The sequence below is a fragment of the Acidisoma sp. C75 genome, from assembly GCF_054665095.1.
Genome location: NZ_BAAFHD010000001.1, coordinates 1 through 12,136, shown reverse-complemented (window position 1 = coordinate 12,136; position 12,136 = coordinate 1). Strand labels below are relative to the sequence as shown.

The window sequence follows — 12,136 nt, the reverse complement described above, 5'->3', positions numbered from 1 at the left end:
CGCCGTGGATGACGGCGATAAAGACGAACCAGAAGGAGCACGCCATGGCCCTGCCAACACGGCAACACACCGATCGCAACCTGGCGCTGGAACTGGTCCGCGTGACGGAGGCCGCCGCCATCGCCGCCGCCAAATGGATCGGCCGCGGCGACAAGAACGCGGCCGACGGCGCCGCCGTGGAAGCCATGCGGCATGCTTTCGATTCGGTCGCCATCTCCGGCACCGTCGTCATCGGCGAGGGTGAGATGGACGAGGCGCCGATGCTCTATATCGGCGAGAAGGTCGGCCAGGGCGGCCCCGAGATGGATATCGCGGTCGATCCCCTGGAAGGTACCGAGATCGTCGCCAAGGGTGCCGCCAACGGCATGGCGGTCATCGCGCTCGCCGATAAGGGCCGCTTCCTGCATGCGCCCGATATCTACATGCAGAAGATCGCCGTCGGCCCCGGCCTGCCGCAAGGCGTCGTCGATCTCGACGCGCCGGAGAGCGCCAATCTGCGCAACCTCGCGCGGGCCAAGAAGGTCGATATCTCGGATCTCTTCGTCTGCATCCTCGATCGGCCGCGCCATGCCGAAACCATCGCGCGGTGCCGCGAGGCCGGCGCCCGCATCATGCTGATCGAAGCGGGGGATGTTGCCGGCTGTATCGCGACCGCCCTGCCGGGCAGCGGCGTCGATCTCTATCTCGGCTCGGGCGGCGCGCCCGAGGGGGTGATCGCAGCGGCCGCCCTTCGCTGCATGAACGGGCAGATGCAAGGCCGCCTGCTCTTCGAGGATGAGGCGCAGGTGGAGCGGGCAAGCGGCATGGGCATCACCGACCCCGACCGGAAATACAGCCTGCACGAAATGGCCGGCGGCGACGTGATGTTCGCGGCGACCGGGGTGACGGCCGGGCCGATGCTGCGCGGCGTACTGCGCAGCGAGGTCGGCGCCGTGACCCATTCCGTCGTCATGCGCTCCAAATCCGGCACCGTCCGCTTCGTCGAAGCGCATCACGACTTCAGCATCAAGCACTGGTCGAGCGCGCGATGAGCGGCGGCCGGAGGATCAGGCGCTGAGCGCCTTCGCGGCCGACCGCGCGGCCGACCCGCTGGACGAGCGGGTTTTGGGGATCGAGACGAGCCTGACCGGCCGGCGCTGGCTGTGGCGGCCAGGCGCCCTCGGGGTGCCGGCGCATCTCGGCCTCGGCCTCGCCCAGAGGCTGGACCTGCCGGAGATCGTCGGCCGGCTGCTCGCCGCCCGCGGCATCGGGATCGAGAAGGCAGCGCATTTCCTGCAGCCGACGCTCCGCGCCCTGCTGCCCGACCCTTCGACGCTGATCGACATGGACAAGGCGGCCGCCCGCCTCGCCGCCGCCGTCACGCGGGGCGAAAGCATCGGCATCTTCGGCGATTACGACGTGGACGGCGCTTGCGCGACGGCGCTGATGGGGGAGCTTCTACGCGCCTTCGGCTGCGCGGTGCGCACCCATATTCCGGACCGCACGAGCGAGGGCTACGGCCCCAATGCCGCAGCTCTCTCCGCGCTCGCGGATCATGGCTGCACCCTCGTCCTCTGCGTCGATTGCGGCACGGCGGCGCATGAGCCGCTCGGGGCCCTCGCCGGCCGCGCCGATGTGCTGGTGCTGGACCACCACAAGGCCGAGGGGCCGCCACCCGCCATCCTCGCCACCGTCAACCCCAACCGGCTCGATTGCCGCTCCGGCCAGGGCAGCCTGTGCGCCACCGGCATCGCCTTCCTCACCGCCGTCGCCCTGCTGCGGCATTTGCGGCGGGACGGCTTCTTCGCGGCCGGCCGCGCCGAGCCCGACCTCATGCGCCATCTCGACCTCGTGGCGCTGGCGACGGTCTGCGACGTGATGCCGCTGACGGGGCTCAACCGCGCCTTCGTGGCGCAAGGGCTGCGGGTGATGGCGCGCGGCGGCCGGCCGGGCATCGCCGCCCTGCTCGCGGTGGCCCAGGTGCGCGGCGCGCCGACCGCCATGAGCTGCGGCTTCGCCCTCGGCCCGCGCATCAATGCCGGCGGCCGGGTGGCCGATTCGAGCCTCGGCCTCCGCCTGCTGTTGACCGAGGATGCCGAGGAAGCGCGGGAAATCGCCGAGCTGCTGGACAGCGTCAATCGCCAGCGGCAGCAGATCGAACTCGGCGTGATGGAGGAGGCGATGCGCCTGGCCGAGGCGCAGAGCGCCGCCGGGGCGCCCGTGCTGCTGGTGGGCGGGAGCGGCTGGCATGCCGGGGTCGTCGGCATCGTCGCCGGGCGGCTCAAGGAAAAGTTCAACCGCCCGGCTTGCGTCATGGCGATTGCCGAGGGCCGGGCGACCGGCTCGGGCCGCTCGGTGCCAGGGGTCGATCTGGGTGCCGCGGTGCTCGCCGCGCGGCAGCTCGGGCTGTTGGAGCGCGGCGGCGGGCATGCGATGGCGGCGGGGTTTTCCCTGCCCGAGGCCGGCATCGCCGCTTTCGAGACCTTCCTGCATGAGCGGCTGGCGATGGCGGCCGATCTGCCGCCGGCCGCCGCCCTGCTGGTGGAAGGCGTGCTGACGGCGCGTGGCGCGACGGTGCCGGTTGCCGAGCATCTCACCCGCCTCGCCCCTTTCGGCCAGGGCAATGACGAGCCGCTGCTGGTCGTGAGCCACGCGCGCGTGGCCAAGGCCGACCGCATCGGCAAGGACGGCGCCACCATCCGCGCGATCCTGGAGGGCGAAGGCGGCGGCCGGCTCAAGGCGCTGCTGTTCCGCGGCAAGAGCGGCCCGCTCGCCGAGGCGCTGCTCGATCCCGGGCGCCGGCCGCTGCACCTCGCGGGGCATTTGCGGGCGGAGGAGTGGAACGGCCAGGTGAGCGCCAGCTTCTTCGTGCAGGATGCCGCCTGGGCCTGACCGGCGCGACCCTGCTTTGCGCCGCCGCCGCGCGCCATTCCCGCCGGCGGGGCTTGATTCCGCCCCGCGCCTCGGCTACCCACCGCCCACCGCTGAATGACGCGCCCAACCGGCGCCGATCCTCGTGCGGCACGGCCTGTCCCGTTCGTCTAGAGGCCTAGGACACCGCCCTTTCACGGCGGTAACAGGGGTTCGAATCCCCTACGGGACGCCAATTTTTTCAATAAGTTAGATGTGGTTGTGGCGCCGCTGAGGGCGCCATACGACTTATAGATCCGTCCGACCTTGCGTCCTTCGGCGAGCGGAAACAGACCTTCGAGTGCCCCGACCGAGGCTGCTCAGGGCGCGCAGTCTGGTGCAAATGGCTTACTCGAAGTGGGTGATGTTTGTGCCCCTCGTGCTGTAGACGAGGGCGCGCCCTTCAGGCTGCGGCCATGCCGGATGCGTGGCACGGGCTGCGTTCCAGGCACCGGCTACCTCGCGGGCCGCGCGCTTGGGTTCGGCGGATAGGCTGTGCTCCGTGAGGTCGCGCTCATAGTGAAGAATGATGCCATCATCGACAGCCTCAGGCTCGACCCCGGCTTGGCTGCAGTAGCGGGCAAACCGCGCCAGGTGGAACCGCTTGCCGACACCAGTGCCGAGTAAGGGCAGGATTGCCATCCAGGCTGCGGAAGGCTTGTCCCGGAGCCGGCTCTGCACCTTGACGATGCCAACCTGCCGCCCCTTGCGGGGCGAAGGCGCCAGCAAGACGACGCGGTCTTGTCAGGCGAGTCGGAAGCGGTCTGGATGCGCCAAGGAGGCCGTCACGACCTGCGAAAGGCGATCAGCGGGGCGGAAAGATAGGCCCGCTCGGCGCAGGCTGCCGCCAGGAATGGTGCGAATTGAAGCGATGCGATAGCTGAAACAACTACGCGGCCGTGATCACCTCATCTCCGGGATGGGTCAAATGTTCTTCGCTCATTCGACAGCCCGCGCCGACAAGGCCGATTGGGAGCCTTACGCGGAGCATTGGCGAAAGGTCGCCCGTCTCGCCAGCGCACGCGCCGCCAAGTTCGGCGCCGAGACCGCGGCGGGGATCGCCGGCGAGTTCCACGATCTCGGTAAATTGACGCGCGCCTATCAGGATTACATCGCAGGCGGCGCGCGGCAGGGGCCTGATCATTCCACAGCCGGCGCGCGGGAGCTGCTGGCTTTGGCGCAGGGCCGCGAGGATGGGCTGATGGCCGAGCTGCTGGCCTATGCCATCGCAGGGCACCATGCCGGCCTGCCGGATAAGACCGGCGCGAGTGACGGAACCCTCACCGAACGCCTGGCGCGCCAGGATCTTCCCGCGCTCGATCCCGCCTGGCGCGCCGAGCATTCGCAGAACCCATCCCGCCTGAGGCCGCCGAGCTTCAAAGCCGAGGGAAGCGAGGCCGCCTTCCAGCTCGCCTTTCTCGGCCGGATGCTGTTCTCCTGCCTCGTGGATGCTGATTTCCTCGCGACCGAAGCCTTCTATGCGGAGCGCGATGGGCGGCCGGTGGATCGCGCCTGGCCGGCCTTGCCTGACATTATTGATGGTTGCATCGCAGCACTCGATCGGTATCGGGCGGGACTTGCAAAGAGCGGGACCGACCCTCAGCTTCTCGCCATCCGGGCGGAGAGTTTCGCGGCCGCCGTCGCCCAAGCGGCTGCGGATCCCGGCGTATTTACGCTTGATTTGCCAACCGGAGCCGGCAAGACGCTCACCTCCCTCGGCTTCGCGCTTCACCACGCCAAGGCGAAGGGGATGCAGCGCATCATCTACGCCATTCCCTTCACCTCGGTGATCGATCAGACAGCCGCGATCTTCCGCAGCATCCTGGGCGAGGATGTGGTTCTCGAGCATCATTCCGCGCTCGACGCATCGGCTCGGCCGGAGGAGGGAGAGCCGTACGACCGGCAATCGGCCGAGGCCAAACGCAGGCGGGCGGCAGAGAACTGGGAAGCGCCGGTCGTCGTCACCACCAATGTGCAGCTTTTCGAGAGCCTCTTCGCGCATCGCCCGTCCCGCTGCCGCAAGCTGCACAACATCGTGCGCAGTGTCATCATCCTCGACGAATGCCAGACCGTCCCCCTGCATGTTCTTCGGCCGGCGATCGCGGCCCTGCGGGAACTCTGCCGCGCCTATGGCTGTTCCCTCGTGCTGTGCACGGCGACGCAACCCGCCTTGCTGGAGCCTGATTTTTCCGGCGGGTTTCAGCAGGCGCGCGCCTTGGCGCCCGATGCGGCCGCCCTGCATCGGCAGCTGCGGCGGGCAACGCCACGGCTCCGAGGCTCTTTGAGCGATGCCGCGCTCGTGGGTGAGCTTGGTGAGGCAAGCCAAGGTCTCGTCATCGTCAATAGCCGCGCCCATGCGCTCCGGCTCTACAATCTGGCGCGCGCGGAGGGGCTTGCGGGCCTGACCCATCTCAGCACGCGGCAAACCGCGACGGACCGCGCGGCCATCCTCGCGCGGGTGAAGGCCGGGCTGAAAGCAGGCACGCCCTGCCGGGTAATTGCCACCAGCTTGATCGAAGCCGGGATCGATATTTCGTTTCCCCGCGCCTGGCGGGCGGAAGCGGGGCTTGACCAGATCATTCAGGCGGCGGGGCGCGTCAACCGAGAAGGACAAGCGCCGGCCACGGAGAGTTTTATCGATATCTTCGCGGCGGAAGCCCCACCGCCACCGGAGATTGCGCGCTTCGCGGAGGTGATGCGTCAGGTCGCCGAACGCCACCGCGATGATCTGTTCAGCGCGGCGGCGATCAACCGCTACTTCCGGGAAGTCTATTGGCAGGCGGGGCCGGCCCTTGACCGCACGATGATGCCGGGCCCTGCGGGCACGCAGCCGCAAGCGGTGATGGAACAGTTCAGCGTCTCAAGCGGCAGAACTGACTTTGCCTATCGCCGGGTGGGTGAAAACTTCCGCCTCATCAAGGACGGCATGGCTCCGGTCATCATCAAGAATGAGCGGGCGGCGCAGGATATCTTCGCCAATCTCGCATCCGGCCGGCTTTCGCCGGGTGCCGCCGCGCGCGGCCTGCAACCTTTCCTCGTGCAGGTGCCGCCACACTATCGGCGTCTGCTGCTGGACAATAAGCACGCGACTTTTGTCGCGGGACTCGACGATCGGTTCTGCGTGCTGCAAAGCGAAAATCTATACACGCCCGAAACGGGTCTTGCCTGGGAACAGGCCGATGAGGTTGAATTGACGTACTCGATCATCTAGCCGCGCGCAGGGCTTTACGAGCGGCTGGCACACAGACGGGAGGATCGCATGGCGTTCGGCATTCGGCTTTGGGTCGGCGGGCGCTATGCCTGCTTCACCCGGCCGGAAATGAAGGTCGAGCGGGTCTCCTACGAGGTGATGACCCCATCGGCCGCGCGCGGCATTCTCGAAGCCATACACTGGAAGCCCGCGATCCGTTGGGTGATCGACGAGATCCATGTGCTCAAGCCGATCCGCTTTCAGTCCATCCGGCGGAATGAGGTGGCGGAGAAGATTCCGGTGCGCTCCGTCGCCTCCGCCATGAAGAGCGGCGCCGTCGGCGACTTGTTCCTGAAAGTCGAGGATGCGCGGCAGCAGCGCGCGGCGACCCTGCTGAGCGATGTCGCCTATGTCATCGCGGCCCATTTCGAGATGACGGGGCGCGCAGGCCCCGAGGATAATCCGGCCAAGCATCTCGACACCTTCAATCGCCGCGCGCGACGTGGGCAATGCTTCCAGCAGCCCTCCCTCGGCACGCGCGAATTTCCCGCGGAGTTCCGCTTGATCGAGCCGGAGACCGCCATGCCGGTGGCCGAGACGCAGGATTCCACGCTCGGCTTCGGCACCCCGCGCGATCTCGGCTTCATGCTCTACGATATCGACCATGCCGGGGACCGGCATTCGCTCTTCTTCCGCGCCGAACTGCGCGATGGCGTGCTGCGCGTTCCGCAGCCTGGCTCATCGGAGATCAGGGGATGAACGAAAACCCTGAGGGTTCCGAAGTGTGGACCTCCGGTCCTCAAGGTCAGCGATTCTGGTCGGTTTGGACCCCGGCAGAAAGGCCCACTGATCGTCTTAGGCAGCCTAGGCGGCCAGATGTGTGCCACTAGCGGCCAGGAGGTGTCAAGCATTTCGTCTAGGTGTATCGCTTACAGCGATACACCTCTCATAGAAGGATGTATTTTGTACCTGGAACTTGATATGCTCGGGCGCCTCGCCGCCGCAGTCGCCTCCTAACCTTCTGGAGGCGTGGGTAGAAACTATGACCGGTGTATCGCGTGTAACGCAATGAACGGGCGGCGAGGCGCTCCGAGGGGCAGATAATGATTCTTTCCTCACTAGCCGCGACCTATGAGCGCATGGCCCGCCGGGGCGAGGTTCCGGTCTTCGGCTATTCGCAGGAGAAAATCGCCTTCGTCATCAGCCTCGGCGACGACGGCAGGCCCGTTGGCGCGCCGCATGATCTGAGGCAGAGCGAGGGGAAGAAACGCGTGCCGGCGATCCTTTCAGTGCCACAGCCGACAAAGCGCACATCAGGCATCGCACCAAATTTCCTGTGGGACAAGTCGGCTTATGTCCTGGGTGTCACCGCCGGCGAGGGCAAGCGCACGGCGCTAGAACACGCCGCCTTTATCGACCGGCATCGTCTTTGGCTCGCCGCCACCGAGGATCAGGGGCTGCGCGCCTTCCTCGCCTTCCTCGACTGGTGGAAGCCGGAGCGTTTCGCCGAACTCGCCTGGCCCGAAGAATTACGCGACCAGAACATCGTCTTTGCCCTCGAAAGCGAGCGGCTGGACCGTATCTTCTTGCACGATCGCCCGGCCGCCCGGGCGCTTTGGGCACAGATCGGCGTCGATGAGGAAGCGAACCGCACCGTCTGCCTCGTTTCCGGCGAGGAGGCGCCGGTTGCCCGTCTGCATCCGGCAATTAAAGGCGTCTGGGGCGCGCAGTCCTCCGGCGCCTCCATCGTTTCCTTCAATCTCGATGCTTTCACATCCTACGGCCACGAGCAGGGCGACAATGCCCCCGTCTCGGTCGCCGCCGCCTTCGCCTATACCACCGCGCTCAATACGCTGCTCGACCGCAGCCGCAACCAGTGCCTGCAGATCGGCGATGCCTCGGTCGTCTTCTGGGCCGAAGCGGCGGAGGAGGCCGCGGCAGATGCGGCGGAAGATGCCTTCGCCGCCTTCTGGCAGGCCGATGAGCGTGCCGAAGCCAAACCACTCGGCGCCTGGCTGGACCGCATCCGCCAGGGCAAGCCCCTCTCGGAATGGCGGAAGGATGCGCCGGAAGACGTGCGCTTCCATGTTCTGGCACTCGCCCCCAATGCCGCCCGGCTTTCCATCCGCTTCTACATTGCGGATGATTTCCGCGAGATCGCCGCGCGCTATGCGGCGCATCAGCAGCGCCTTGCGGTCGATCCGCCGCCGCCCCAAGGCACCATCGCCTTCTGGCGCATGGCGCAGGAAACCGCCGTGCTCGGCAAGCGCGAGAACATCGATCCGCATCTGGCGGGGGATTGGCTGCGCGCCATCCTCACCGGCGCGCCCTATCCGCTGACGCTGCTCACCAGCCTCATCATCCGCATCCGGGCGGACCATCAGATCAACGGACTCCGCGTCGCGATCCTCAAATCCGTCCTCATCCGCAATTTCAACAGGGAGGTGCCGGTGTCGCTTGATCCGGCTTTCAAAGACCCAGGCTATCTCCTGGGGCGTCTCTTCGCCGTCTATGAGCAGATCCAGGTGGCGGCCCTCGGCACCGGTGTGAACGCGACGATCCGCGACAAGTTCTATGGCGCCGCCTCCAGCCAGCCGCGCAAGGTGTTCCACCTGCTCGATGCGGGCTCCGCCAATCACCTCTCCAAGGTCGGCAAGCAGAGCCCGGGAAGGCGCGTCAACCTCGAGAAGACCCTCGGCGGCATCATGGAAATGATGGAGCCTGCGGCCGAGCCCTATCCGGCAAGCCTGCCCGACAAGTCCCAGGCGCTCTTCGCCCTCGGCTACTACCACCAAAAGAACGATTTCTTTCGCAAGGCCGAAGAGGCCGCCGCCAAGAAGGACGCCGCTCCATGACCGCGCTCGCCAACCGCTACGATATTGTCTTCCTGTTCGACGTGACGCGCGGCAACCCGAACGGAGACCCCGATGCGGGCAACCTGCCGCGCATCGACCCCGAGACCAATCACGGCCTCGTCTCGGATGTGTCGCTCAAGCGCAAGATCCGCAACTACACGGAATTCGCGAAAGGCGCAGAGGTCGGCTGGCGAATCTATGTGCAGGAAGGTTCGGTACTCAACGAGCGGCACCGCGAAGCCTATCGCGCCATCCGCCCCGGCAACGACAAGGTGGATAAGGACGCCAAGCTCAATCCCCAGAGCGATGACGAGGCACGTCGCCTCACTGCTTTCATGTGCGAGAATTTCTACGACGTCCGCACCTTCGGAGCGGTGATGAGCACAGGCATCAACGCCGGTCAGGTGCGCGGCCCGGTACAGGTCGCTTTCGCGCAATCGATCGAGAAGATCCTGCCGCTCGAAATTTCCATCACCCGCATGGCGGCGACCAGCGAGAAGGAGAAGGCCGACCGTTCCAAAAGCGAAGGCGACGAGCGGACCGAAAATCGCACCATGGGCCGCAAATACATCGTGCCCTACGGCCTCTACCGCGCGCATCTCTTCGTCAATGCCAAGCTCGCCGAACGCACGGGCTTCGATCAGGCCGATCTCGATCACCTCTTCGAGGCGCTGAAAGCCATGTTCGAGCTTGATCGCTCGGCCGCGCGGGGGGAGATGTCCGCCCGCCGCGTCATCGCCTTCAAGCATGACTGCGCGCTGGGCCGCGCACCGGCGGCCGAGCTTTTCCGGCGCGTCTCGGTCGCGCGGGTCTTCGGCGGCGAAATCTATGAGCTGGCGAGCGAGCGGTTGGACAATCTGCCGCCCGCCCGGCGCTACGAGGATTACACCGTGACCGTCGATCGGGCCGGCATGCCCGAAGGGGTCGAGATCCTCGACATTCTCTGAGCCAGGATGAGCGGGATGGACGGCGAGGCTCCGATCCCGATCTCGGCCCTGCAGCACGCCGTCTTCTGCCTCCGCCAGGCCGCGCTGATCCATATCGAGCGGCTGTGGGAGGAAAACCGCCAGACGGCGGAAGGGCGTGTGCTGCATGAGTCCGCGCATGAGCCGGGGGCGCGCAGGCGGGGCGTGGTGCGGCGCGTAACCGCTCTGCCGGTGGCGAACCTCCGGCTCGGGCTCGCCGGCGTCACCGATCTGGTAGAGTTTCGCGCGGGTGCCGAGGGCGAGATCGCCTTCCCGGTCGAATTCAAGCGCGGCAAGCCGAAAGCGCACCGGGCCGATGAGGTGCAGCTCTGCGCGCAAGCGCTCTGCCTGGAGGAGATGACGGGCCGGGCGGTGCCCGAAGGCGCGCTCTTCTACGGCGAGACCAAGCGGCGGCAGATCGTGGCGTTCGATGCCGCGCTTCGCCGCCTGACGGAGGAGACCGCGCTCGCCTTCGCCGGTCTCGTCCAACGCGGGGAGACACCGCCAGCCCGCTACCGCGCCGATCGCTGCCGCTCCTGCTCGCTCCTCGCCCTCTGCCGGCCGAAGATCATCGGCCGTTCTGCCGAGGCCTATCGCCGCCGCGCCATCGACGCAGCCTTGCGGGAGCCGCACGAATGAAGAAGCTCCTCAACACGCTGTATGTCACCAGCGAAGGGGCGGCGCTGCGCAAGGAGGGCGAAAACCTGGTCGCTGAGGTGGACGGGGTGGAGCGGGCGCGCGTGCCCTTCCACATGCTGTCCTCCGTCGTCGTTTTCGGGGGAATCCTGGTGTCACCGCCGCTGATCCAGGCGCTCGCGCCCTTGGGGGTGACGATCGTTCTGCTCGATCGTGCGGGCCGCTTTCAGGCCCGGATCGAGGGGCCGGTCTCCGGCAATGTGCTGCTGCGCCGCGCGCAATACCGTGCCTCCGATCAGCCCGAGGCGATCGTGCGCGCTATCCTCTCCGGCAAGATCGCTAATCAGCGTGCGGTCCTGCAGAGGGCGCTGCGGGATTACGGGGCGGAGATGGCGCCTCCGCCGCGGGCAGCCTTGCAGGAGGCGGTGGATCGCCTGGCGCTGATCCTGCGCCGCATCGCCTATGGGCAGGAGGCGGTGGACGCTTTGCGCGGTGCCGAGGGCGAGGCGGCGCAGGCTTATTTCGCGGTCTTCGGCCTGCTTATCCGCAGCCCGGAGGCGGGGATCCGCTTCGAGGGGCGCAGCCGCCGGCCGCCGCGCGATGCGGTGAATGCGGTGCTGTCCTTTCTCTACACCTTGCTGACGCATGATTGCCGGAGTGCCGCCGAAAGCGTGGGGCTCGATCCGGCGGTCGGGTTCCTGCATCGCGAACGGCCGGGCCGGCCGAGCCTCGCGCTCGATCTGATGGAGGAGCTACGGCCGATCCTGGCTGACCGGCTGGCCTTGTCGCTCATCAACCGGCGCCAGCTGCGCGCCGCCGATTTCGAGTGGATGGACGGCGGTGGCGTGCTGCTTACCGAGGCCGGCCGCCGCACGGTGCTGACCGCCTGGCAGGAGCGTAAGAAGGAGGAGCGGCGGCATCCGTTTCTGGAGGAAAGCGCGCCGCTCGGCCTCGTCGGCTATCTTCAGGCGCAGCTCCTCGCGCGGCATCTGCGTGGCGATCTGGATGGCTACCCGCCCTGGATCTGGACGTGAGGAGGGAGGTGCGACGTGCTGGTTCTCGTCACCTATGACGTGCGGACGAGCGAGGCGGGTGGCGCGCGGCGCCTGCGGCGGGTGGCGCGAGCCTGCCAGGATCATGGGCAGCGGGTGCAGTTTTCGGTTTTCGAGATCGAGGTGGATCCGGCGCAATGGGCGCTCCTCCGCGCGCGCCTCGAAAACGAGATCGACATGGCGCAGGACAGTCTGCGCTATTACTTTCTCGGCGCGAACTGGCAGCGCCGGGTGGAGCATGTGGGCGCCAAGCCCGCCACCGACCTCAACGGCCCGCTGATCATCTAGGCGCCGCGGGCGGGAGGTGGTCTTGTCCCGTCCTATAGGCCGACGGCGCGCCTCTGCGAACCTCAAGCGAGCCATACGGCCCCGGCAGGTTCGCGGCTCCCTAAACCGCTGGCGGATCGAATCTTTCTGATCAGTGCCGGGCGCGCGCCCGCTTTTCGGCGTGCTTGTAGCGCTGGTTCGCGAAACGCTCGATATTTTGCCTGTTCACCAAAGGGACTATGGTGGCGCCGTCGCCCCCCGTGCGGGGGCGTGGATCGAAAC

The 12,136-nt window shown here is 67.2% G+C and carries 10 protein-coding genes and 1 tRNA gene; 10 read left to right on the top strand and 1 reads right to left on the bottom strand.

Features of this window, described 5'->3' with window-relative positions:
- Positions 1 to 44: 44 nt before the first annotated feature.
- From glpX to ACYQ7X_RS00045, 3 genes are all read left to right on the top strand, one after another.
- Positions 45 to 1,031: a class II fructose-bisphosphatase gene (glpX, locus tag ACYQ7X_RS00055; protein ID WP_459694772.1), complete on the top strand. Its 987-nt coding sequence runs from the start codon at positions 45 to 47 to the stop codon at positions 1,029 to 1,031.
- Positions 1,032 to 1,104: 73 nt separating this feature from the next.
- Positions 1,105 to 2,871, top strand: a complete 1,767-nt coding sequence (recJ, locus tag ACYQ7X_RS00050; RefSeq protein ID WP_459694771.1) for a single-stranded-DNA-specific exonuclease RecJ — start codon at positions 1,105 to 1,107, stop codon at positions 2,869 to 2,871.
- Positions 2,872 to 3,009: 138 nt separating this feature from the next.
- A tRNA-Glu gene (locus tag ACYQ7X_RS00045) sits at positions 3,010 to 3,085 on the top strand.
- Positions 3,086 to 3,237: 152 nt separating this feature from the next.
- Here the strand turns inward: ACYQ7X_RS00045 and ACYQ7X_RS00040 are convergent.
- Positions 3,238 to 3,618 (bottom strand): hypothetical protein, encoded by a 381-nt coding sequence (locus ACYQ7X_RS00040; RefSeq protein ID WP_459694770.1) that lies wholly within the window; start codon positions 3,616 to 3,618, stop codon positions 3,238 to 3,240.
- Between the two features lie 199 nt (positions 3,619 to 3,817).
- Here ACYQ7X_RS00040 and cas3 point away from each other — a divergent pair, with 199 nt between their 5' ends.
- The 7 genes from cas3 (at position 3,818) to cas2 (ending at position 11,875) form a co-directional block, all read left to right on the top strand.
- The gene (gene cas3, locus ACYQ7X_RS00035) at positions 3,818 to 6,100 is read left to right on the top strand and encodes a CRISPR-associated helicase Cas3' (RefSeq protein WP_459694769.1); all 2,283 of its coding nucleotides are present in this window, start codon (positions 3,818 to 3,820) and stop codon (positions 6,098 to 6,100) included.
- Between the two features lie 48 nt (positions 6,101 to 6,148).
- Positions 6,149 to 6,838 (top strand): type I-C CRISPR-associated protein Cas5c, encoded by a 690-nt coding sequence (cas5c, locus tag ACYQ7X_RS00030; protein WP_459694768.1) that lies wholly within the window; start codon positions 6,149 to 6,151, stop codon positions 6,836 to 6,838.
- Positions 6,839 to 7,182: 344 nt separating this feature from the next.
- Entirely contained in the window at positions 7,183 to 8,934 is a 1,752-nt protein-coding gene (gene cas8c / locus ACYQ7X_RS00025) for a type I-C CRISPR-associated protein Cas8c/Csd1 (RefSeq protein ID WP_459694767.1), read from the top strand.
- Entirely contained in the window at positions 8,931 to 9,881 is a 951-nt protein-coding gene (gene cas7c / locus ACYQ7X_RS00020) for a type I-C CRISPR-associated protein Cas7/Csd2 (protein WP_459694766.1), read from the top strand. The genes cas8c and cas7c overlap by 4 nt, the downstream gene beginning before the upstream one ends.
- Before the next feature lie 15 nt (positions 9,882 to 9,896).
- On the top strand, positions 9,897 to 10,538 hold the full coding sequence (cas4, locus tag ACYQ7X_RS00015; RefSeq protein ID WP_459694765.1) for a CRISPR-associated protein Cas4: 642 nt from the start codon (positions 9,897 to 9,899) through the stop codon (positions 10,536 to 10,538).
- Positions 10,535 to 11,569 carry a type I-C CRISPR-associated endonuclease Cas1c gene (cas1c, locus tag ACYQ7X_RS00010; RefSeq protein ID WP_459694764.1) on the top strand — a complete coding sequence of 345 codons (1,035 nt, stop codon included), beginning with the start codon at positions 10,535 to 10,537 and terminating at the stop codon, positions 11,567 to 11,569. The genes cas4 and cas1c overlap by 4 nt, the downstream gene beginning before the upstream one ends.
- Before the next feature lie 15 nt (positions 11,570 to 11,584).
- Complete coding sequence (gene cas2, locus ACYQ7X_RS00005; protein WP_459694763.1) at positions 11,585 to 11,875, top strand: CRISPR-associated endonuclease Cas2; 291 nt, start codon at positions 11,585 to 11,587, stop codon at positions 11,873 to 11,875.
- Positions 11,876 to 12,136 lie beyond the last annotated feature (261 nt).